The organism is Oligoflexus sp. (genome assembly GCF_035638955.1).
Lineage (GTDB): Bacteria > Bdellovibrionota_B > Oligoflexia > Oligoflexales > Oligoflexaceae > Oligoflexus.
Genome location: NZ_DASQYZ010000124.1, coordinates 147,381 through 170,452, shown reverse-complemented (window position 1 = coordinate 170,452; position 23,072 = coordinate 147,381). Strand labels below are relative to the sequence as shown.

Below are 23,072 nucleotides of genomic sequence, written 5' to 3'. Positions count from 1 at the left end.
AGTGCAAAAGCGATATTTGTTCCCTGACCAACCTTCCACATTGAAAAATTTTCAGGATTTCAAACTGGGTAGACTCAAAATACTCATTTATTGAGAGGAGTATCAAGATGCTAAGTCGAACGAGAAAAGGCCTCACACTTCGTTGGGAGGAATGACCCCTGGGCAGTTGCACAGACTAAAGGATTGAAATTGGCAGGATAGATTCAAGTTAATTCTGGAAGAATTTCAGGGGTATGCTCGAAAATTTTAACCAACGCAAGAGGCTTGGTGGAGGAACCATCCGGACTTCAGAACACACAGGCTTGTCGAGGCCCAGCGCCTTTGAGCTGATACAGAAAGAGCGCGTGGAGAATTAAAAAAATTCCGGTGCTGGTCATGAACAAGCGCTGGACCTTCTTCAACAGGAAGCATCGTTGAACCCAAGCGGGCAAGGCGCAAAAGTCCAGCGTGGACGTGGGGAAGGCGACCCTCTCACGCCGATCTTCGTGCAGGCCGGATCGAATTAGGATCCAGTGCCAGCGGCGGCGGTGTCTTCACATCAGTTGCCAAACCTAAACTCCGCAGCGATTTAATAAGCAGCCATGTAACATCCAGCTCCCACCACTGACGGCCTGCTGGAGCAACATTGCTGTGAGCATGATGGTTGTTGTGCCAGCCTTCGCCAAAGGTCAGGAGCCCCACCCACCAGCAATTCGTGGCACGATCACCATCCTTATAGTTCCGATAGCCCCACTTATGGGCTGCACTATTCACCAGCCAAGTCGCATGATAAACCGCGACCATCCGCAGCCAAACACCCCAAAGCATGACCTGCCACCCCCAGACCGCCCATAGGAACGCGCATAATGCCGCCTGAAGAGCGATCATAAAACCATCCGACGAGATCATCCTCAGAGTTTTATCCGCTGCAATATCTCTGGCAAATCTTCGCAGCTCCTCGGGCCTGTCACGCTCAGGGTTGGCGTAGCATACCCAAAGAATGTGGCTATACCAAAATCCGCGGTTGGAATTGTGGGGATCTTGCCCTTCATCAGAAAACGCATGATGCATGCGATGATGGGCCACCCATCGCATTACGTTTCCTTGCATGGCAAGGGTTCCGGCCAGCGCTGAAAGGACTTCAAGGAGCTTTGGAACTTTAAACGAGCGGTGCGTGAACAGACGATGATAGCCGAACGTTATCCCCATTCCCGTGACGGCATAGAGAACAAGAAAAGCTATAAGCCCCTGCCAGGAGAAGTTAAAAAGACTGATAATAGCCAGGATGTGAGCTACGACCAAAAATGTGACTCTCGCAAAATCTATTTTTTCGCGACCCTCCGGACGATATCTGTCAAGTATACTCACATAGACCCCTTTTCGGAGAACAAGGCGACGCTGTTTAGCGGCCCGTTCAGACTGCACTATATAGTGTCGAGGGGGAAATGAATGTAATAGTCCTGTAAATTTCTGCGCTGATAGTGACACCGTGCTATAAATTTAGCGCACATATGTAAGGTCAATTCGCGGGCTACATTGCTGAGTACACCATACGCTTCCAGCCGATCGTCATTGAACCAAGCGGGAGACAGATAAACCTTCATCCTACAGCCCTTCCATAGCGGCCAACGACGCCAACAGCTTTTCCGCCCAGCGACGGTAACCCTCACGGGAGGAGTCAGTTGAGAGTTGATAAGGATTATTCTTCTGCAGCCCCTCAACGCAATGACCGGCAGTACTATAGCCGTGGGAAGAAAGGCCCAGGTGCGACTTCCTAAAGCTGGCCATAAAGCATCCAACAAAGCAACTCCGCTGCAATTCACTATTACCGCGGAAAATGCGCTATTTTTCAAGACTACCCGAAGACATGACAATTGCTGCACTGCTCGGGTACTTCTTCTCACTTCGTCCGCAGGAAATTATCGCGGTGAAGCCTTCAGACTTTCTTGCTGGGAATCTTGATCGAAAGCGCAGCGGGATGGACGGCCTGGTCGCCACCAAGCCAGGGCTGGAAAAGGGCCTTTCGCGGGGACTGACCTATCCAATGAAAGAGCCCACGGTTCGACGATGGCGTGGCCAACCCTTGACGCAAACAAGCGTGATCTCCGTTTTCTCCTGCAGAGATCCAGCTGTCGAGATTGAGCGACTGTCGCTTTTGGACATTAAGACGCACGAGGACTGCAAATGAAGCGCATTCCGGTTTTGATAAGTGTTCTGATCGTGTCGCTGGCTGGCGGCGGCGCATGGATGGGCTGGCAGCATAAGAAAGAAAAGGACTTAGCTCAAGCCGCGGAGGTCAAGCGCGTGGTCGAGGAAGCGAAGGCCAAGGTCGAAGCTGAAGCCGCACAAAAGGCGGCGGACGAGGCAAGCCCATCGGGACGCAGCACCGATCCACCCCTCGATCTTCCGGATGGGCCGCATTTTGCGTTTGCCCATCATGTCGATGATCGAGTCGGGTTCGAGCATGCGAGCGAAGGGCGTCCCCCTCTTTACACGCATCTTGTTTGCAGTGACGGGACCATCCAAGCCCTGACCTTCGATTATAGCTGGCTGCAGCCAGGGAGCACATCCTACGACTTTTACAAGGTGCCGGTAGCCACCAAGGGTTACGATCGGGTATGTCTCAGCTTACGTAAAGAGGAAGTGACCACCTACAGGACGATCGTCGCCACGCGGAAACCTGGATGTGATGCCACTGCCGAGGGAAGCTCATGCGATATGCCTTTGCCTGCAAAGGAATGCAGCGATGCGGATAAAGAAGCGATACGATCCCTCGCCGGACGTGACAAGGATACTGTCCGCTGGTGCGAGATCGCGAGCGCTGGCGAACGCTTTGGGTTTCTGCAGGCCGTCACGCAGCGAGGCAAGAGCTGTGAAATCAACAGCTGGCTTCTGGACGGCGGCAAGCTGCGGCCTATGGGTGACCCCTATACCGGCGAATTCAAAGTGGAGGAAGGCCAACGTGGGCCCCCGATCTGCGTTTTTCCTTTGGCGGATGGCGATATTCCTGAGAAAGACATGACAGACCACGGTGGGCCAACAAGTCCAGAACTGATTTTTGAACTGGGGCAGAAAACCTATATTGTTGAGCGCAGTTCGGGCAGCGAGGGTTTTACGTCGACGATCTATAGGCTGCATAGCGACAGGATGGAAAAGATTGTCGACTACTACAAATACGACATTGATCATAATTTCTGGACATCGACAGGTGAACCTCAGCCTACGGCATCAGATTCTGAAGCCGTTTCCCCTTGAAACCGTTGGCTCTCAAAGAGCCACCGCCAGAGCTTTTCTGAGCTCAAACAGCTCCACCTGATGGTCACCCCCCCGTATATGGCTCAACCCAATGCTCGAGGCGGATCCTGAAGGGAGGGTCCTGGCCATAGGCTCGGTGACCAAAATCGTGCCGGGCCTGCACTGGGACTGAAGACGCGACGCGATGTTGACACTCACGCCGATGGCCGTAAAGTCCTTGCGCGTTTTCGCACCGAACCAGCCGACCACGACATCACCTCGGTCTATGCCGATGCGCATTTCAAAAGCGGGAAGGGACTGCTGCGTCCAGATCCTGTTCAGCTCATCGAGAGCCTCTAGCATGCGAATCGCGGCCCGAGCGGCTCGACTGGCCTGTTCCTCGGCTGGCATAGGCTCAGGGGCGCCGAAGATGATGCAGATGCCGTCGCCCATGAACTTGTCGATGGTGCCGCCTTCTTCAAAAACGATATCCGTCATGGTCTGGAAGTACAGATTCAGGATCTGCCCCATCTTCTCGGCCTTCAGAGTGTACGTTTGGGCGACGAAATTCACGAGATCGCAGAACATGATCGTGCAGTTGAGCTGCTTGGGTTCCTCATCCAGACTGCCCTCCCTTTGCGCAAGTTTTTCCACAACTGAATGAGGCAGGAAGCGCAACCCGGGCCGTGTTCCCTTAAGCTTTTTCGGCTTCATTTTATCCCGAAATGTGGTCTCTAGCGGCGACTCGCTCGGAGTGCTCGAACGCGGCGACGAATGCGGCCAACTCCTTATTGCTCATATCGGCTTCCTTGCGCCCAACATCCCGCCAACCGCTGACAGCAGCTTCGACTTCACCAAGGATCGTCTTGGCGCGAGCAGGAGAAATATTAAAATACTTCAGAACGGACCACAGGGCAGCGATGGTCGCATTGGGGCCGCTCTCCTCGGAAATCCATGTTTTCAGGTCTCGTTGGCGATCGGGAAAAGGATTGACGTCGAAGGCCGGAGCAAGTCGCCAGAGTTGACGGGAAGAGTGAAGGAAACCATGGTTATGCAGATGATCGTCGACGTTGGTGATGAGGATTGAGAAGGCTATCCTTCGCCAAAGTTCTTCGATATCGTCTTTTGCCGCTGCTCCATGGACCCGCAACGCGTCCACGATCTCGGTGTAAGTATGAACATCACTATCAGTGTCCGCCCCGAGCATTGTTGCAGCGGAAATATAGGGGATTCGGTCGCGGGCTTTTGTGCGATCGAAGCGTTGAATCATAGCCACAGGCACCCCGTCACTGTCGATCAGTTTGCAGTGGGCAGCGTTAATCCCTGCAGCTCTCGCGAGGCGTAAGGCCAAAACCTCCCCTTTGGTCACTGCCCGCGTATCTTGAACACTTGGAAACTTGCCTATAGCGAGACGACCCTGGTCATCCAATATTGTACATTTAGGCCTGAGACCACCGAGTGAGGTCCCTCTGCCTCGGAGGTAAGCAAGATCAGCCTCTGTTTCTGTCTGGTTCTCAACGGCTCGAGTCGCTGCAAATAGCATGGGCAGCTCGATAACTGGTGGCGTTGTCCGGCCGCCAGAATCAGGGTCTGCGCGCTGCCATTGGTTGCCGTCCCTGAGCCGAAGGGCACCTATGCGACTCATATCATCCACAGCAAGCAAAAAATCGAGGGCATTTGGCGGCGGCAGATCCCTTCCACCATCCGCTCGAATCTGCTCGCGCCTCTTTGCATGATCGCGCAGGATCACGCGACGACCCCAACCATCCGGCTCTGTGTCAGCTATGGCGCCACTAAACTTTGAGCCGTCTTTTGAAGCTCTATAAAACTGGGGTCCGCTAACGAGCCGAAGCGCGGGTTCGATTGAAAACGGCTTGGAATCTGCCAGCCAATCTCCGTGGTATTCGAATGCTGACCTCCCGCGATTACCATCCTGATTGTAATGAAGGGTACCCACACGTTGCGCGATTTCACCAAGATGAACTTCAATGGAACGTTTCATCGTGAAGTAGGTTCCTTTTTCGCACGGACCCGCTTTGGAGTTCTTTCCGCGTCGAGGAGCAGTCCTTGCTCGTCCTGACTCGGATCGGCTATATCGAAAGGTTTATCACCAAGCCCCAAGACGAAAATTGCCATGGCATAAGTACCCATTGCAACGGCTGGGTCTCCCTGCTCGACGCGCTGATAGGTCTGCTTCGCAACGCCAATACGCTCTATCATCATTGCTATTGTCAAACCCCGCTTGCGCCGGGCCAAAGCAATGTCGCTTCCTAGCTTTGTCAAAGCTCGACGGATGCGAGGGGGGAGAAGATCATTTGCTGAGGAATGCATAGGTCACCTCCAGATACAATATAGTATGATACATCATCCCCTAAATCAATTTAAGAATGATTTATCATCCCTAAGATCATAGACAGAAGTAATTTCGCAAAGAATTTGGCTTGAGCTTTAGGCATGATAAATCATCCTTTATATGAAATAAAGGATGATTTATCATCCCCATGAAGCTGCTTATCCCGCGCCTTCATTCCTAAAATCCACAAAAACGCATTCCGCCGTAGAAGTCTGTTTAAACCTGACGATAGATGCGTGCGAAGTGCTTCATGGAGTGCGAAATGCCCCCAACTCGCCTTACGGTAAGTTTATCAAAACAGACGCGTTAAACTCCGTCGACCTCACGAAAGCATTGCTATATACCGCTGCAATATTTAAATTCTTTTTCCATTTTAATGTGACTTCCAGCCACATCCGTAAGGATAATGTTAGACCGAGGAAGAGCGAATGAAATCTTACGCACCTCTATTGCTGGCTGTCGCCTGCATCGCCATATCGTGCTCCAAGGCACCCTGTAAAACCGAAAATAGCGAAGCAGTCATCTCAGCAACAATGTGAAGACGAAAATGCTACAGAAGAATCGAATAGTAATGCTACAGTTGCCGGCGGTTTCTGCCAGAGTTTTTGTGCCGAGAATATTGTTATGGATACTTGGAATTGGGTTGGATGCCACCAGAGAACGTGTTGATAGGCTGCTGCATGGAACACTAACTCAGGTCGATGTTTGCTGAAAATGTTCTCTACAAATGCCCTGTCGGCGACATTGCCCATATGAACGACAATGACTGGTCTTTGGTCCTTCAGTTTAATGATTTCATCTTCGCGATTTTAAAGCAAAAGGCTAAGCAGATTTTTCCTGACGGTAGCCTCGCAAAAACCAATCCTATGATGGATAAAAAAAACCATAGCCATGATGACTTTATAGGGTTATGAAAAAAAGTCCCAGGACCCGCGGTCCTGGGTTTTCGCGGTAAGCTTTAATGGGCCGGGGCCGAATTTTCGGAGAGACGTTGGACCAGATCGTTTTTCGAAAGTTGCTTCCAATCCTCAATACCACTGGCCTCGGCGCGCTCATGCAGCCAGTCGAGGGGCTGTTTTTCGAGGTTCTCCACCCGGCGTTCATGCTCTTCCGCTTCATCCTGCGCCAGAGTTTTCGATGCGCCGTCTTCACGCGATTCATTGTCTGAGGTTTTTACCGTGACACCCTGGGGAGCCAGGATATCACTATCCGAGAAATTATCCCCGCGTGCCCGTTCCACATAATCATCCGCGGCCAATTCCTCAATGCGTTTTTGATGCGGGATATCCTTGCCGTGTTTTGGGCTGTAAGGCTTCTTGGTCATCTGATAGTCCTCCCGTTTTGAGTAAAAGATGAACAAACTGTCGATGCAGCTTCCCTGCCAACATACGGTTCAGCTCAATGGTTTTTTGTCTTCAAACGCTGATAGCAAGCCTCAGGCACGGAAAATTTTGTGGGATCACCCGTTTTTTTGTGTGCGTGTTCTAAAAAGTAAGATTTTCCAAGTCACTACATTCGCTGGATTTCACCAGCCAGACTGATTGCTTAGAGGCATTTTTCTTACTTTCCAAGACCGTACTCCGTAGAGAGACAATCGGAGGCGAACCCTTTCATGCTCCATCGCTGGGCCCTGATATTCATAGCCATGAGCTGCTTCTTTGGGAGCGGTCATGCGGACTCGTCTTCGGTAAACCCTGCCTTCGCCGGCCCATGGTATTTAACGGAAGACGAGGATGCAAGCTGGGCCTCTGATCCGAGCCTGGTTCACCCGGAGTCACTTGTTGGCTGGCACAGTTATTCGGAATCAACGGTGCCGATGGGCTTGAACAAAACAGTCTGGCTACGGAACGAACTTCCCTGGATACCGGACGGGCGGTATATCCTCTATTTTGCCAGTGGCCTTGAGGATCTCTCGGTTTATATCGACGGGCAGCTGGTCTATAGCTTCGGGCAATTTACAAAACAAACGATAGGCGTCAGTCCCCAGCGATGGCATATGATTACGCTTGGACCCCAGCATAGTCATAAACCGCTCATGATCCGCACTCATTACGCCATCGGCTATATGCTCCGCACGCTCTATCCCACCATCCGCGACCAGACAGAGGTTATGGCAGAACACGCCAGGAGCTTTGTGCCGATCATCTTGGCAGCAGGGGCGTTCGGAGCTTTGGGGCTCGTCGCTCTGGTTATAGCGCTGATGAGGCGGCAAGCCGATATTTTCTTCTACTTTGGACTTATGTCAACGGCCACCTGTTCGTGGTTGATGTTCAACCAGGATTCCTTGGTCAAACCCTACGTGGGATTGTCCGAGAAAAGTTGGGAATATTTTGATCTCTTTGGCATCTATATTATTATCGCCAGCTTTTTTTCGTTCCTGGCCGATGCTGTGCAATCCCGGAGCCCTTGGGTCAGAAGTGTGATCTGGCTGAACTGGGGGCTCCTCACGTTCGTAGCTCTTGCGGCGGGCATGGGCCTCGTGCATGCATGGTATTTCATCCCTGTGCTCCATATCATCCTTCTCTTCGGTCTTGCCGTTATGATTCCGCTTATCATTCGCTCAGCCATCCAGAAACATGCCGACGCTCGTCTTCTGATGGCGGGGAGCTTGGCCTTAAGCCTCACGGTTTTCCATGATCTGGCGCATTACTCACCGTCATTTCAAAGTCCCATCCCGACCATGGCCCCTATCGGTGGCTTCGTTGTGATTTCCCTGATGGTCATGATCCTGGCGCGACGTTATCAGGCCGAGCGCGAGGAAGCCTTTGCGACCCAGACCCAGCTCCTGGACAATATCAAAGCCTTGAACACCGAGCTGCAGAATCAGTTGGAACGGGTTGAAGCGCTGGTTGAAGAGAAGACTCGAGCTATTCGCTCCATTATGGGGCATATCCAGCAGGGCATATTCCTGCTCACCGGCTCCGATTTTTCCATTCATGAGGAATACTCGAAATTTTTAGAGGTCCTTCTTGATGCGAAGGATTTGGCACATAAGTCTTTTGCACGATGCTTTCTCGATAAATGCAGGATGGATGAGGATCAAAGAAGTCGATTCCTGTCGGCGCTGGTCGCATCCATGGGAGAAGCGGTTGAGTGTTTTGATATGAACGTTTCCAACCTGCCAACTGAAGTCTATATCGCCCATGGAGAGAACGAGAAGATAGTCGAGCTATCCTGGGCACCGATGGTGAACGAACTCGGTGTGGTCGATAAGATCCTTGTTGCTGCGCGCGATATTACGAGTTGGAGGCAGCTGCAGTTATTGGCGCAAAAGAGCCAGGAAGAGATGGAGCTTTTGCAGGTCATCCTTCAAGCGAAGCCCGAGCGATTCTCGCGATTCCTGGATTCCTGCCATCAGCTGCTCGGTGAAGTGCGCCGCGCCCTTGAGGCTCCTCATCACAACGAAAAGCATGGTCTTCAGGAAGTGTTCCGCGCCCTGCACACGCTCAAAGGCAATGCTCGCTCGTTCAATCTTGGCGAAATCGCGAGCCTTGTGCACGTCGCAGAGAATGTCGTTCAGCTGCTGCAGCAGGAGCTTCGCCCCCATCTTTGGAGCGAGCTCAAGAAAGCTGTTGATGAAACCTGGCTGAAGATTGATGCCTACAAAGATCTGTTTCACAAAAAGTTGCGCTTTGGCGACTTGGCCGGTAAGGTTGGCATTGAGCGGTTGCCACTGGAGAGGATCTTTTTGGAAAAGTGGTCAGGATCGAGCGTTCCCAATCTGGAGCCGCTCGAGACGATGCTCTTGCCGAAAGTCTTCGCGCCTGTGGAAGATGTGTTTGCGGAAATAACCTCAGGCTTGAGCCGGATCGCCGAAGACCTGGGTAAGCTGAATCCTCGCATTGATCTCGATGGGACAGGATTCTATTTCTCGAGTGCAGCCAGCGACCTCCTGATCAATTGCTTTGGGCATCTCGTCCGCAATTCTTTGGATCATGGGCTGGAGACACTGGAGGAACGACTGTCATCCAGCAAACCGCCCCAAGGTTGCCTCCGCATCGAACTGAGCCGAGACGGTCAGCAGTTAAAAATAAAGTACAGTGATGACGGCCGAGGCTTGGACGCTCGACTTATACGGCACAAGGCCCTGGAACGAGGTCTGCTGCGAGGCGATCAGCCTCTGTCAACAGAGATCATTGATGAGCTGATTTTTCATCCGGGATTTAGCACCAAATCCCAGGCATCCATGCTGTCTGGCCGTGGAGTTGGGCTGGATGCGGTTCGGGATCTTTTGCATCGACACAAGGGCGAGATCAGGCTTCAAGTGACTGAGATCGATGAAGCCCGCGGGCGTTGGTATTTTTTCTTTCAATTGACCCTTCCTTCGGATCTATTCATCGAGGTTCCCAGCTTGGGAAGCGCTTCACGTACCAGGCGCGCGTCTTAGCCTGCGCATCGGGCTGCCTCTCATAAAATCGTTCAACCCGATTTCTCAACGTTCAACGTTTGTGATTTTTACTGTTCGAACCCTTTTGATTTTCGCCTGGCTTCAGTGCGAAGCCTAGGGTGCTGGCGGCGATGTTGCGACCGTGCTCAGCATCAAAAGGCTGAGTGTAATTTTCGTAAGCTTCCAAGAATTTGCTGTGCTGCGCGAGAGCATGAACCTCGGCAAGGTCATCAGCATCGTCCCGATGACCCTCGAAGGCGTGGTGCTTTATTGTGCGTGATCAGTGACCAAGCACCTCGAGCGCCAGCTCCACTTTGCCAAACGTCGCGGAAACCTGAAAGCCCTGGAGGGTCTGAAAGTCAATTTTTGCCTGATGAAAATGGGGCTTGGATAAGGGCCTGGCATGTCACCACGCATTGTATCGCCCCGTTGTCTCAACTGGATAAGCATCGTGATCAGTAATTATTTAAAACGCATAGCCCAAGCCAAAGCCTGCTTCGGGATAGGGCCTTGCTGAGCTGTGGAAATTAGGAATAGTTTCGATAAGGGCCTCATATGACGCTTCAGCTTTGGGATCCTTGCTGGTAACACTCACAATGCGTTTACTCATCGTATTCAAAGTCAGCTGTAAGGATATGGTGAGTCTACTTGCAATGAGCCATCGCTGCCCGAGACCGATATGAAATCCATGACGAATATCAGTAACCATGTCGGTTTCATCTTGTGGTGCATCAATAGGTGCACCGACTGGCAGTGTATCCGCTGGCCCATCAGTGTAACGATTGGCTTTGGCATCAATGCGAATATAATCATAACCCGCAGTAAGTGACCATCCCCGCATGGCTTCGCCTATCTCCCAGACTGTAAAATTCCAACGAAAGCGAGAGGCACTTAATTTCTGCTGCTCACCAAGCCAGAGTTCTTCACGGCGCGGTTGGCCGTCTCCGTAGTCTCGACCGCGTTTAACAAAATTTCCGACCCAAAACTCCGGCCCTGTGGAAAATGCACCCTGAACATTGAAATCCACTCGTCCGGACCAGTTGGCAGCACTTACCCCTTTCTGAGCATTCTCATCGTAAGCTGCGGTTATCGGCTTAAAAGGGTCGATCTCAAGGATCAGAACCTTGGTGCCGCTCGCCGCCTCTCCTTGATTGGAAAACGAGAGCAGCCTCACCAGTATCGCGATCATCAGCAATGCCCGCATGTCTTGCTCCTCTGCAGATAAGGTTTTCGACTCCATTTTAACATGATCAATTGCCTGATGGCTTTTGTTGCGTTTGGACAATGGACAAGAATTTGGCCATATCGAAATTTCAATGAAATGATCAGGCTTTGATCCTGCCCATACAAATCTGATTTGACTCGATAATGATCAAATATTTGCGTTATTTGTTGCAAGTATTTTTTATTTTTGCGGGTTCATGCATTTGTAAACAAGAAGAATATCTGAAACTGCGCGGGCTGCCACTTGGCGGATGCTGATCGCAAGGGGAGCGAGCGACATCTTCAGGAAAAGAAAGTCGATCGTTGCCGATTCACGGCCCATTACTTTGAGCTGAACGAGCCCCGTAGACCATCAAAAAGAAACGTGCCCCGTAAATCTTGACTCCGCCGGAAAGCCCGAAAATTCCCAAAAAAACATCCCTCCGTAGGAGTCTATGCGACCTGACGACTCACCAACACGCCGCTGGCGAGGCAAGACCTCACCAGCACGCTCTTCGAGCGGACTTGCTGCAAGCAGGTCCTGGAACATAAGCAATCCACCCAGTGACGACCAACTCCTGTCCTGAGAAACCAACCGATCTTCGAAGTATATCGTTTCGAGCGATCCATCCTTGTCTGCTTCCGGGCCTTTGAAACTCATCTCAACTTCTGCCTGAAAACACACTTTTTGGAAAGAAACTGGGATTTTTCACTCAAAAATCCGATAGGAAGTCGCGCATCTCAACAACTTGGAGGCACCTCATGGTTACCAAGTCCAGTCCCTCCCTCAGTCTCAGCAAGAACTTTACTCTGGCCGAGTTCACGGCGAGCACCATTGCCAACCAGCATAAGCTCGACAACTCGCCGAGCCCAGAAGCGATTCAAAACCTTCGGTGGCTGGCAGTTCATATTCTGCAGCCACTTCGGGATCATTTTCAAAAACCGATCAAGATCACCTCGGGCTATCGGAGCGAACAGGTGAATCTCAAAGCGGGTGGCGTTGCGGACAGTGATCATCGTGCGCTTGATCATATCGCGGCCGCGGACATCGTGATAGAGGATGTATCCCTTGAAGATATTGCCAGGGCTATTTACAAGCTGGGATTGCCGGTGGAGCAAGTGATTGTCGAGTACGACCAGAAAATCGTTCATATCTCTGCCCAACGAGCCCGCCAGCAATTTTTAAGCCGAACAAGTGTCGCCGGAAAAATCAGCTACAAAGCCTTTGACCCGAGTCAAGCGGGCTCGAGACCCAAGGGCTCACGCATCGCGTGATCATGGACTCTTTGTGGCTTTCCTGGTCTTGAACCTCGGTCTAGATCTTCACTGGTCACCTGGCTTTTAAGGTGAATTTGATATCTTGCGCCAGCAAATCCGCAATTTTCCGTAAACATCAGATCAATGACTGCGGCATTCAGGAAGCCTGTAGGGTTTGGGAGACAGATTGTCCCAGGTGGTGATCGCGCTTCGAGGTGATGGTCGGTGGCGTGAGATTGAGCGGCTAAATCGGATTTTGATCCTTGATATCCGTGTAGGGTTCGATGGCCAGCAGATGGTCAAGACGCGCAAACTGCAGGCCACGGGATCTGACTTCGCGAATGAGCAGAGGCAGCGTTTCGAGTGTGGCGCTTCGCTCGATGCGAGACCCCAATCCGCCTCCGTCGTGAAGCAGCAGAATGCTGCCGCCTGTGAGGCCTTTGAGGAGTGCTTTGAGAATAAGCTTTGGGTCCTGGCGGAAGCTGTCCAAACCCCGGCCGCTCCAGCCGATGCAGGCGAGTCCACGTTCTCTTAGGACGTCGCTGAGAAGAGGCGTGCGAAAGCCTTGGGGCGATCGAAACAATCGGCAGCGTTGGCCGATGATGGATGCAAGTGTGGCATCAAATGTATCGAGTTCTTTGCGAATCATTGCTTTCGATTGAAAATGAAAATTGAATTGGTGCGTTTGGGAATGATTGCCGATGACGTGGCCCTGTTCGAGGATACGGCGTACCAGGTCGGGGTGGTCTTGAGTACGAGCACCTACTACAAAAAATGCTGCCTGGATGTTTTCGGCTTGGAGTTGGTCGAGGATCCGGGGGGTGTAGTGTGGATCGGGGCCATCGTCAAAGGTTAGGGCCACCTGGGGCGTGGCTGGGTTGCCTTTGGCAAATGTTGGAATATAAAAACTGGAGCGGGGGTTAAAAACGGGTATGCATAGGGCACCGAGGACCACGAGAATGATCAGAGCTGTGGCCAGGAAAGCTGTGATTGAGGGCCAAAGCATCCAACTGAAGAGGCATAGAATGAGGCCGATGGCTTTGGGCAGATAGGTTCGTTTCATGGGCTGCAATCCAAACGACTTGGGTAATGGGTCTGAATTGAGACAACAGAGGCTTCCAAAAAGCTTGCGCCTTTCTTAAAATTCGCTTTTCTTAACGTACTCCGGTTGTACGCAGACTGGCAACACAGCCATGGTTCCGGATTAAATTTTTAAGCGCCATAGCTGCGGGCTGATTGTGTCCAAGCGGAAATCAGTTCGAGCGTAATTTCTGCAAAGGCCTTGCGGCCGCCTCATCCCACCCATGAACGTCGCGAATGGAGTTCTTCCAAGACACATCTTGCCTTGATGGGTCCGCTCGCCATTGTACTCCGTCAACCAAACGTCAAGATCAATCTGAAACTCCTCAATCCTTTGATTGACCTTCTTACGGAATGTCACTTGATGAAATTCATTGAGAATCGTGCGATGGGATTCGGGATTCCCGCAATACTCTGTCCCCCGGCCGGTGAAAATTCGGAGCACAGGAACGTGATAGTGGTCGAAGTAGGTTATGACCTGTCGTTGAGCAAATCAGCGGTTGTGATGGGGGTTTTGGTGATGTAGAGCTTGCAAATGGCGACCTTGGAATAGGTATCCACGAAAGTCCGCTGATCAATGCGGCCGATGAGGCAGTACCCGAGATTTGAATCATTATCCGCCGCTTTTACTTATGCGCATTCGACTCTCTGGCATGACAGGGAGAACCTGTCTCATATGAGGCAAACATTGTTTCAAAACATGAAAGATTCACGGGAATGATTGCAAAGATATCGAGTAGAAAGACTGGCGTGCTGATTTTATCTCTACTTGCCATAGGCTGCGGATCCCAAGGTGGTCGAAGGAAAGATTCAACGGACGTTATCCAACAGGTGGTGACGATTGTATCGGGGCGAGTCATTGATCTTGATGGCCGACCGGTGCCAGGCGCTAACGTGATAACCATGGAAGGCACAGTGTTCACCGACAGCGATGGCCGATTCTCAACACCTCCCGCGTACGGCAACCGCTGGGTTACGGTGAGCCATCCCGATTATATATCTCGCACGCGGGCAGGTTCACCTGATTCGCCCCTACTTGTGCGCATAACACCGAATTATGACGGAGAAACGGTATCTTTACTTTTCGGTGGCGATACGATGCTGGGACGTCGTTTCTACGACACGAATGAGGATGGCGATACCAGTGATGGTCTCATCCAAAGCGGCGACGGGCCAGGAGAACAAAGCAAGCTTTTTCGCTCCATCAGACCGCTGCTGGCTGACGCCGACCTCACCATCGTGAATCTTGAAACACCTCTCTCCAGAGCATGGCCCCACTACGCCCCGTTCCAAATGCGGCCGAGTGATTTCCATGAGACCAAACGCTTTGCATTCGCAAGCCATGCGAGTGCAGCTGATGTTCTAAAAGAGGCTGGTATTGATGTAGTAGGTCTCGCGAACAATCATCTCTACGATAAGAATGATAGCGGCGTCGCTGAAACATTAGAGATTTTAGAGATTGCCGGGTATCGTAAAGGCTATAATGCTTTTGGAGCAGGTGGTACCGAGGTAGAAGCCTGGCAGCCTGCATTCCACGAGATTCCCTCCAAGCGTCGCGGCGGTAAGCCCAATCGGATCGCTCTGCTTGGGTGCACTACAATCACTGGAGAAGAGCATCCTCGTAGCTATGTCGCGACTCCCACAAAGGCCGGGGCTGCCAAATGCGATAAGGCTCGCATACAGCGCGAAATCGCGGCAGCGAAAAAGCGCGCGGAAACCGTTATCTTTATGGTGCACGGAGGTTACGAGTACGAACGCGTTCCAACCCCGAGGGTCAAAAATTTTACTTTGGCTGCTCAGGCGGCAGGCGCGACTCTCGTCATCAATCATCATCCGCATGTCGTGGGCGGCTTCGGGCGGCAGCGCATCGATCAGAAGGATTCCCTTATCGCTTGGACTCTAGGGAATATGATCTTCGACCAAACGATATGGCAAACCTTCGAGTCCTATATTTTGGTTGTGCATGTACGCCATGGTGAAATTATCCATGCGTATCTGGAACCTTTGATCATCGAAGGATTTATTCCACACGGCGTCACAGGAAAGCTGGCTGAGCACGTCGCGACAGGAGCTGCGGGGCGTAGCGACGCAGGGCTATTTGTCGTTGAAAATGGTGCTGCTGTCCTTGATGGAGCCGGACGGGCTCAAAGCAGCGAGAAAGATGTAGCTCTCGAGAGTCAGGAAGCGATGGGGCATGTGTTTTCTATCCAAAAGGGGTGGATTTCCGACTTTAAAGCTGCCCATGCGCCCAGTATCCTGAGGCTGGGCCGCGACCTGCTCTGGACGGGATCTTTCGAAGATCAGGCCGTTGGGCTCAAGCCTCGAACAGGAGCACTTTGGTTATTTCCTGGAGTTGATAAAGCCATTGCACCTCAACATGCCTACGCTGGCGGGCTTGGAGCGGGTATATGGCGTGAACGCAGCGATACCCGCGATATTGTTCTGACCACCCAAAGGCGCATTCTGATTAAACCAAAGACGCAAGTCACACTCGTGGGTATGGCTCGTACAAACGGTCGCCTGCATGTGCAACTCAGTTGGCATCCGGACTCCAAGGGACCATCGATGACGCAGACTGTGGTGACTCACGCGGTTCCTCCGACAGGCGAATGGGTCTCCTTTCGCGTCGATGCGGTTGCGCCCGAGTTTCCAGATTACGTAATCCCGATTGAAACGACCTTGGACGATGAGAGAGTAAAGCCTGCAGTGGGACTCTATCTGAGACTTCTTCCCTCTGAGACGGGACAAAAAGTCTATGCTGATTTCGATGATTTGAGACTTATCGAATGGGCACCGGAAGGAAGCGCGTTCAGCCCTATGTATGACCATGCCTGGATTATCGGGAAGGGTCATGTGACCATGCGAGAGGATTTTCTTCCAGGAGCCAGTTAAGGGCCACTCCATCAGTGACATCCTCTCGGGAATGAATTCCCGAGCATCCCTTGCTTCAGCCATTTCGCCCAAGGCTGAGCGTCTCATGTCCGAGACGGAGAAATGTTCCTCGCCGCACTCACGTCCCGGTTAGGCTAAGCTGGGAAAAGTATGTGCTTCATGTTGGAGCATCCAGGGAAGACATGAGTACAATCCTGAGTCGATATCGTTTTTTGCCGATTTTCTCGAGTTCAAGGGTTATTCTAACTACCCTCAGCATCTCTGCACATATGAAACGAAAGGCAACATATGAAGCGCATGCACTGTGCTCTGTTTATCGGTCTCTCAACTATGGCCTGCGGCTCAGACTCAAAAAGCAAACTTGATGCATTTGGTACCAACCTTCTTCCGGAGGAGAAGACCTATGAAATCATGGAAAGCTACGATATTGATACGGGATTGCAGCGCCAATTCCGCCTTCTCAGTTTTGCAAAAGGAGCACCGCGGATTCTTAGGTTACGGATGTATAACGCCATCGATATGAACGGGCATTTTGTGAACTTCTTGTCCTATTCGGGACTGCGTTATGGGGATACTGTAAAAGCAAAGGCGGTTCTTGTGCTCGAAGAGAAGTATTATAATAGTAATGAAATTGAGTACAAAAACTCCCTCGATGAAGATGGGACCCGGACTTACAGCGGATTCAACTTCACGCAAATCATCAAGGATGAAGTTTTAATTGGTATGAGCGGTCAATTACAGCCGGCGGACGATGGAAACGAGCCGCCCCACTCAGAGCGAGATCTTCTATTTCTATGCAACGATCAGTACTTCAAAGATCCGTCGGATGGTACCGCTTTCCAGAAGATGGACTGTGACCTCAATATTGAAGACGGCAAATTAGTGCTCACTTATGGTAAGACAGCTCAAAATCCTGCGGGTAAAACCTTCGTTTTTGAAAGAGCTCAAAAACTTGGCCTCCCACAATGAGCGTAGAATCGTCCTCATTTCATTTCGGGTTGAGTGTTTTATCCGCCGACCACAAGAAGATCGTGGCTCGTTAACACGCGCGGGGTCTTCCTCCTCCTAGTTCAGGATTAATGTCGCACGACTCCCATTGTACATTGGGGAGCTAGCGTCCGTAGGGGCAAACCATCTTCTTGGCTGGCTTACTTGTGTTGAACCAAGACGTCATCTCTCCACTGAAGTCATTCTTTAACTGAATCGATCTCAATGACTTTGGTGTGGCGTATCGCCAAAAACTGCCTCCATACACGCGATCTTTCTCATACCGACCTGGGCATCCATCTCAGCAATGTTCTTGGGAAGCTTATTGTTCTTCAGAGCAAGCAAATAGAAGAGGAGTGCGATAGAAGGCCTCATGGCGTTACCTCTATAAATTGTTCTCTATTAACCTCATTCGACCTTGCTTGATGAAAAGTGAGTGAGATTTCCCGCGGCCTTTTTTTGCCAATCGCTCACGCCTGTTCGGACGTTCCTGATCCTTTGGAAATTATCCTGAAGAAGGCGCGTGATCGGCACTGTATGTGATTGGATCGGAATCTTACCTGGGGAAGAAGTGCTGGTGCGCGAATGCGCCAAGGATTTGCGTCATAATCTATTCATTTGACAAAAAAACACTTCAAACCCGAATAAATCGTCGTAAAATCTATTTTGACAAATTATTGAGACCTCAGAGGGGAAAAATATTGTCAAAAAAAGCTGGCCGACCCAAGGGAACCGAACCGGACCCGTATTGAGGAGATTCTTCGGAAAAAAGCCTTCAAGGGGTTTCAGGTGTCACTGCTTTCCTTGGCATTCTCAATAGCCTTGCGCAGATCATCGTCCGACATCTGATCGTACCAATCTTCCTTGAGTTGCAGGCGTACGGTCTGCTCACCCCCGGACGGGGTGCATACGATGGAAAGACTGCCGTCGTCCTCCTTGGCCAAGCAGGCTGCCCGGCCCGCAAGCTTAGGGTTGGCGCCAGAAAAAACCTGCGTGCATTGCCATATCACATGATTCCTGTCAGTAATTTCTCTTGTTTTCATGGGTGCCCTCACGTTCCCCCCATGAATCCCATACCTTCCCGACAAAAGTAAACTGCAAACCCTTGCTCTCCGCACCGCGCTTACCGTACAGCGTGAAAAGAAGCGACTTTCCATCCCATGGAAAAAATGAGTGCCAAGCCAGAATCGTCTCGAACCCGTCCGCGGGGGATGGTAGCTTATTTGAATCCCTTTTGACCAACAAAGCTCTTTTTAAAAAGCCAATTTATGCCAAAACTCGGTCTCAAATCAGCCATCCTCCTGATGTCTGGGTCTGGTCTGCTCGCGAACAGCTGCTCGACGTACCGGCTGCAATACGAAGAGCAATTCAGCCTTGTGGAATCGGCCGGACCCGACATTCCAGAGCAAAAGTATGGTCCTTACCGCTATCTTTATGACGAGACGTTTGAAAAGGGAATTTGGTTTCCCATCAGCTGCGCCTTTACATTCTATTTCTACGGCGGGGCCTGCTGGCTTTATCTTATGTCGAGTGATGAGGACAAAAATACTGTTCAAGCCCATGCCACTCAAAAGCTGACTCGCCTGATAGGCGAAAAATTGGAGAAAACCGATTCCAAAACTTACATAATCAATAGGAATAGTTCCAACAGAGAACTTCCGCCTCGTCTGCGCGTATTCAATCCAGCAGGGGAAACGGTCTTACGGGGTGAAGCTGAGACAATCAATTCGGTCCCAGAGGGATTTTGGGCTTCTGTTCATGATAATGCCTGGGACCCTCTTGGGGATGTGGAGAGTGCCCAAAGGCAAAGCCAATTGCCGATTGTGGACGATAGCCTCCCCAATTTTGATGACAGGTTCTCCTATCAGGCCTTCCAGTTGAGCTATTTCCAAGGGCATGCTGACGTCGCAAGCCGGGTCGAAGAGGACGGCACCGGCACCACAATCGCTGCCGGTCGGGTGGAACATGAAGTTTTTGAATTCCGAACGCGCTATCTGCCACCCAACGGGTGGTTCTGGTCTTTTTCGCCGACCTATCGATCCCAAAGATTGAAGATCAAGGATCTTGCCGGTCACCTTCCGCTCTTTGAGTCCGATGACAGCATCGATATACCTGTCGTGATTTCCGATCCAGCCACGCAACAGGTCGTCCCTCATTATGTCAATGAGTATGGAGTGGGTTTGCGAAGCACCAGCATTTTTGTAGGCGGAGGCTATAGCCGTCACTTCAAGCTCAAAGACAAGCAGAATTTCTGGTCCTACACAGCCGCAGCATGGGTCAGTGCAGTTGACTATCTGCAGACCGAGGTCGCCTTTCAGAATCGAAAGATTCATAAAAGCTACTTCAGCGCGTTGGAAAGTTACCGACTGGACGCCGATGTTTACTACAATATGCTTTCGTCCCGTTTTGCGCTTGGCTTCCATGGGCAATACATGGTCTATCCGAATGTTAAGATGCCCGATGACATGGAATTCCGTGGGCCTGCCCGCTATGTGCCTGGTAAAGCCATTTTTGAACGACCCCGGTTGACCGTCGACAGGCTCGAGTTCAATTCGATGACATTTGGCATCTCACTTAGCTACATCCATAAGGATTTAAATTTTTGATGATGTGGATCATACGCTCATTTCTGGTGGCGACTGCCTCGTGTTCCATCCTTGCTTCGTGCGGGGGTGGACGCAACCTGGACTATACTGTCATGACCCAGGTGATGTTTGAAAACCAAAGCCAGTTTACGGTCGAGGCCCTATATCTTCACGAAAATCCTTTGGATTACACAGGGCGTGACAACCTCCTGGCAAATCCTCTCGAGCCCGACGGCTCGATCTCCGACAGCATCCCCGCAGTTCCCTGGTATGTGACCGTATTTCGCAAGCCCAACCAGGATAGTTCTGTTCTGGCCTATACAACAGCGAAGGTTTGGGATCCCCTTCTCTATCCCAAGATCATTTACTTCGACGAACAGTACCGGGTCAGCACCGAGTTGGGAAGTACCGCATCAAGATGAGAATGACTTTTGACACATTTCACTAAGCCCCGCCAACCACCTGATCAGGCGGCCAGTGGCTTTGAAACGCGATAGAAGCGTGGCGGCAGGGTCATAATAAAGAGGATAGGTATGAAGCTCCAGCTCTCATCCACATTGTCAGGCAAGCGAATCTCGAAAGTGCCTCCCAGCTGCTGAATATAACGGGAGACTGCATCCATACCGACCCCGCGACCTGAAATCTCCGAAACAGTTTGAGATGTTGTAAAGCCAGTCGTTAAGATGAGCTGCACGAGCCGTTCAACGCTTACGGGCTCATGTTCCTGGATGAACCCTTTCTTCAGCGCAGCGGCACGAATGGCGTTAAGATCAAAGCCACACCCATCATCACGGTAACTCATGCGCAGGACACCTGCATCCTCGCGGAGCTGCACATCAATGAGACCTTTGCTGGATTTGCCCTTGCGCATACGTTCGACAGGTGACTCGATGCCGTGATCCATACTATTACGAAGGAGATGGACAAAAACGTTTCGTATAAGATCTTCGGCTTCACGGACGAGAAGGACATTATCAAGTTCCATGTGAACATGGGGTACTTCTTTAGCAAGGTCCTTGGCCAGACGCGCGAGCCCGGAAAAAACCTCCACAAAAATCTTCTGAGGCTCTTGATAATAAAGATTGGTAAAAAGGTAAGTCACCTCTGCTACAAACTTGCGCGTGTCGTCGCCGTCATCAAGATTGAGAGTGTCGATCCGTTGCACCAGTGGCTCAAGATGTTTCATCGGTATGATAGCGTGCTCGTCGGCCTGGCTGGAACGATGGAGATCACGTGTGAACACGGACTCGTAAGTATGGAGCAACTGCTCAATCTTCTCGATTTCTTGCTTCAATGCATCCTGTGAGAATTCAACCTGCCCCATCTGAAGAGCCGCCAGGTGGTGTTCAATATTGTGGAAGAGATCTGCCATTTTAGAAAGATGAAGGCTGCGGGCTACACCTTTCATGGTATGCAAATTTATGAACAGAATCTTATGAACCTCTGGATCGTTCGTGACAAGGTTATCAACGAGTCTCTTGTTCTCTGCGTTGAACGTTCGGCAGGACTTCAGGAAGCGGACGAACGTCAGTTGATCGACGTTGATAATTTCGCCAATAAGAGCCAAACGATAGGTTTGCTCTTCGGAGTGGTGCTGGAGTGTACGGAGCGAGGTGACGTCTCGAACACTGACGAGTATGCGTTCTATGTTCTCCTGGGAGTCCACGATAGGATGCCAGTCCATTTCGAGGGTTTGAGTCTCGGCACCCGGAGTTTGGCGACTGAATTCACGAGGGAAGCAATCCTCATTCATCTGGAACGTAAGCTCAGAGTCTCCCATACAGGCCTGCAGGGCAGACTGAATCTGAGCCCGCTGATCCTCACCGAGCAAAGCCTGGTTGAAAATAACAGGGATTGCCTCGCGATTCTCAATCGTCTGGTGTTCGAAGAGAGTCGTGCAATAGGCCGAGTAGTCGCGGTGAATGGTGAGATCTTGCTTAATCATCAGAAGACCCTGGGGGATATTTTCCATGACCGAGCGAATTTCTCGGGTTTTTTCGTCAACCAAATCATTGACGTGATGCACATGCTTTTGCAGCTCTTCATTCAAATTCATAATTCGGTTGTGGGCGGCCTTCTGATCAGACTGCAGCTTGTCCCCCAATGCTAGTGAGAGGAGCATGACTTGCAGATTGGAGGCTGTAAAGAGAGGCCAGAACGCCCATTTAGGGCTGATGAGCCCGAAGGCAATCAAATTTTCAAGAGAACCACCAATCAGAACCAGGGAAAAACTCAAGAGATAGAATAGGGCATGTCTCTCTTTTTTAAAGAGCCCGAGTACACCCGCCCAAATGCAGGTCAGAATATAAGGTGTTAGGAAAGTTATGAAAAGAATGTACGCGGTTTCTCTGTGAATGAAGTTACACACAACACTGAGGGTAAAAACCCAGGAGTAAAACTGAAATAGACGCAAAAGCCTGCGAGACTTTTGCCCAACGTTGAGAAAATGCTGTGTAAACCTGCTGAGAAGCATCAGCGCCATGGACCCAGAAGCGATCCAGGTTTGGGTCCATATTTCACGCCAGGGCTGGGGAACATAGGTTACCAAGCCTGAATAAAAGAAAAGATACCAGAACGTCGTGACCAAAAATCCAGCATAATATAACTGTGAGGTCACTCGGAAGGTCAGGTAGAGAAAAATGTTATAAAAGACCATGGCCAGAGTCACGCCTACGAGAATGCCAGCAGCGACGTTTTCCTCAAACTTGCTCTGCTGGAAGGCTTCTTCCGACCAAATTCTGACGGGTGCGAGCACCGTGCCTATATGTTTCAGATGGATATAGATCGTATTCTCACCAGGCTGCATCTCTAATTTCTGGGCAGCATAGCGATTCAAGATCGGATGAGATTGGTCAACATCGTTGCCGAACTCTGCCTGACTCGCGATTCCAGCGGGTGTCATATGTATGATTTTCACGTAGTCACTCGGCCAGCTGTGTTCGAGTATGACCGTCTTAGCCTGAGATGCGGGAAGGTTGAGACGTACTTTAAGCCAGAAATCCCCGCGACCCATGGTTAGGTTAGGGATTTCCTGTCGTCCTTGCAAGCAGGTCAACTGGTGCCAGTTTTGGACAACAGACGGAAAGTCTGTGGCCATGGACAAAGGAGTCTGGCA

The 23,072-nt window shown here is 51.0% G+C and carries 19 protein-coding genes and 1 pseudogene; 9 read left to right on the top strand and 11 right to left on the bottom strand.

Annotated elements, in window-relative coordinates:
- Positions 1-471: 471 nt before the first annotated feature.
- Positions 472-1,347, bottom strand: a complete 876-nt coding sequence (locus tag VE954_RS12630) for an acyl-CoA desaturase (RefSeq protein ID WP_324953212.1) — start codon at positions 1,345-1,347, stop codon at positions 472-474.
- Positions 1,348-1,816: 469 nt separating this feature from the next.
- Between VE954_RS12630 and VE954_RS12625 the strand changes: the two genes are divergently transcribed.
- Together VE954_RS12625 and VE954_RS12620 are read left to right on the top strand one after the other, a co-directional pair.
- Positions 1,817-2,167, top strand: coding sequence for a hypothetical protein (locus VE954_RS12625; protein WP_324953210.1), 351 nt, complete (start codon positions 1,817-1,819; stop codon positions 2,165-2,167).
- Positions 2,164-3,234, top strand: a complete 1,071-nt coding sequence (locus tag VE954_RS12620) for a hypothetical protein (protein WP_324953208.1) — start codon at positions 2,164-2,166, stop codon at positions 3,232-3,234. Before VE954_RS12625 ends, VE954_RS12620 begins: the two co-directional genes overlap by 4 nt.
- Before the next feature lie 12 nt (positions 3,235-3,246).
- Here VE954_RS12620 and VE954_RS12615 read toward each other — a convergent pair whose 3' ends face one another.
- From VE954_RS12615 to VE954_RS44220, 4 genes are all read right to left on the bottom strand, one after another.
- Positions 3,247-3,927, bottom strand: a complete 681-nt coding sequence (locus tag VE954_RS12615) for an adenylate/guanylate cyclase domain-containing protein (protein ID WP_324953206.1) — start codon at positions 3,925-3,927, stop codon at positions 3,247-3,249.
- Between the two features lies 1 nt (position 3,928).
- Positions 3,929-5,215, bottom strand: a complete 1,287-nt coding sequence (locus VE954_RS12610; RefSeq protein WP_324953204.1) for a type II toxin-antitoxin system HipA family toxin — start codon at positions 5,213-5,215, stop codon at positions 3,929-3,931.
- Positions 5,212-5,544, bottom strand: a complete 333-nt coding sequence (locus VE954_RS12605; protein ID WP_324953202.1) for a helix-turn-helix transcriptional regulator — start codon at positions 5,542-5,544, stop codon at positions 5,212-5,214. The genes VE954_RS12610 and VE954_RS12605 overlap by 4 nt, the downstream gene beginning before the upstream one ends.
- A gap of 546 nt (positions 5,545-6,090) precedes the next feature.
- Positions 6,091-6,318: a polysaccharide biosynthesis protein gene (locus VE954_RS44220; RefSeq protein ID WP_414698998.1), complete on the bottom strand. Its 228-nt coding sequence runs from the start codon at positions 6,316-6,318 to the stop codon at positions 6,091-6,093.
- Here VE954_RS44220 and VE954_RS12600 point away from each other — a divergent pair.
- Positions 6,268-6,480: a hypothetical protein gene (locus tag VE954_RS12600; RefSeq protein WP_324953201.1), complete on the top strand. Its 213-nt coding sequence runs from the start codon at positions 6,268-6,270 to the stop codon at positions 6,478-6,480. The genes VE954_RS44220 and VE954_RS12600 overlap by 51 nt on opposite strands.
- Before the next feature lie 44 nt (positions 6,481-6,524).
- Here the strand turns inward: VE954_RS12600 and VE954_RS12595 are convergent, their stop codons facing one another.
- The gene (locus VE954_RS12595; RefSeq protein WP_324953199.1) at positions 6,525-6,890 is read right to left on the bottom strand and encodes a hypothetical protein; all 366 of its coding nucleotides are present in this window, start codon (positions 6,888-6,890) and stop codon (positions 6,525-6,527) included.
- Positions 6,891-7,178: 288 nt separating this feature from the next.
- Between VE954_RS12595 and VE954_RS12590 the strand changes: the two genes are divergently transcribed.
- Positions 7,179-9,953 (top strand): Hpt domain-containing protein, encoded by a 2,775-nt coding sequence (locus VE954_RS12590; RefSeq protein WP_324953197.1) that lies wholly within the window; start codon positions 7,179-7,181, stop codon positions 9,951-9,953.
- A 466-nt stretch (positions 9,954-10,419) separates the two neighbouring features.
- Here the strand turns inward: VE954_RS12590 and VE954_RS12585 are convergent, their stop codons facing one another.
- Positions 10,420-11,193, bottom strand: coding sequence for a hypothetical protein (locus VE954_RS12585; RefSeq protein ID WP_324953195.1), 774 nt, complete (start codon positions 11,191-11,193; stop codon positions 10,420-10,422).
- A gap of 725 nt (positions 11,194-11,918) precedes the next feature.
- On the opposite strand from VE954_RS12585, the gene VE954_RS12580 reads away from it, so the two are divergent.
- A complete protein-coding gene (locus tag VE954_RS12580) occupies positions 11,919-12,431 on the top strand; it encodes a D-Ala-D-Ala carboxypeptidase family metallohydrolase (RefSeq protein WP_324953193.1) in 513 nt (170 codons plus the stop codon).
- A gap of 226 nt (positions 12,432-12,657) precedes the next feature.
- On the opposite strand, the gene VE954_RS12575 is transcribed toward VE954_RS12580, so the two are convergent.
- Together VE954_RS12575 and VE954_RS12570 are read right to left on the bottom strand one after the other, a co-directional pair.
- Positions 12,658-13,476, bottom strand: a complete 819-nt coding sequence (locus VE954_RS12575; protein WP_324953191.1) for a polysaccharide deacetylase family protein — start codon at positions 13,474-13,476, stop codon at positions 12,658-12,660.
- 141 nt (positions 13,477-13,617) lie between these two features.
- Positions 13,618-14,081: pseudogene (locus tag VE954_RS12570) on the bottom strand (hypothetical protein); the annotation flags it as partial.
- Between the two features lie 162 nt (positions 14,082-14,243).
- Here VE954_RS12570 and VE954_RS12565 point away from each other — a divergent pair.
- Together VE954_RS12565 and VE954_RS12560 are read left to right on the top strand one after the other, a co-directional pair.
- Positions 14,244-16,385, top strand: coding sequence for a CapA family protein (locus tag VE954_RS12565; protein ID WP_324953189.1), 2,142 nt, complete (start codon positions 14,244-14,246; stop codon positions 16,383-16,385).
- A gap of 288 nt (positions 16,386-16,673) precedes the next feature.
- On the top strand, positions 16,674-17,354 hold the full coding sequence (locus VE954_RS12560) for a hypothetical protein (protein ID WP_324953187.1): 681 nt from the start codon (positions 16,674-16,676) through the stop codon (positions 17,352-17,354).
- 803 nt (positions 17,355-18,157) lie between these two features.
- On the opposite strand, the gene VE954_RS12555 is transcribed toward VE954_RS12560, so the two are convergent.
- Positions 18,158-18,415 (bottom strand): hypothetical protein, encoded by a 258-nt coding sequence (locus tag VE954_RS12555; protein WP_324953185.1) that lies wholly within the window; start codon positions 18,413-18,415, stop codon positions 18,158-18,160.
- A 225-nt stretch (positions 18,416-18,640) separates the two neighbouring features.
- Between VE954_RS12555 and VE954_RS12550 the strand changes: the two genes are divergently transcribed.
- Both VE954_RS12550 and VE954_RS12545 read left to right on the top strand, forming a co-directional pair.
- Complete coding sequence (locus VE954_RS12550; RefSeq protein WP_324953183.1) at positions 18,641-19,978, top strand: hypothetical protein; 1,338 nt, start codon at positions 18,641-18,643, stop codon at positions 19,976-19,978.
- Positions 19,978-20,379 carry a hypothetical protein gene (locus VE954_RS12545; protein WP_324953181.1) on the top strand — a complete coding sequence of 134 codons (402 nt, stop codon included), beginning with the start codon at positions 19,978-19,980 and terminating at the stop codon, positions 20,377-20,379. The genes VE954_RS12550 and VE954_RS12545 overlap by 1 nt, the downstream gene beginning before the upstream one ends.
- A 44-nt stretch (positions 20,380-20,423) precedes the next feature.
- On the opposite strand, the gene VE954_RS12540 is transcribed toward VE954_RS12545, so the two are convergent.
- Positions 20,424-23,054 carry a 7TM diverse intracellular signaling domain-containing protein gene (locus VE954_RS12540; RefSeq protein ID WP_324953223.1) on the bottom strand — a complete coding sequence of 877 codons (2,631 nt, stop codon included), beginning with the start codon at positions 23,052-23,054 and terminating at the stop codon, positions 20,424-20,426.
- Positions 23,055-23,072: the final 18 nt, after the last annotated feature.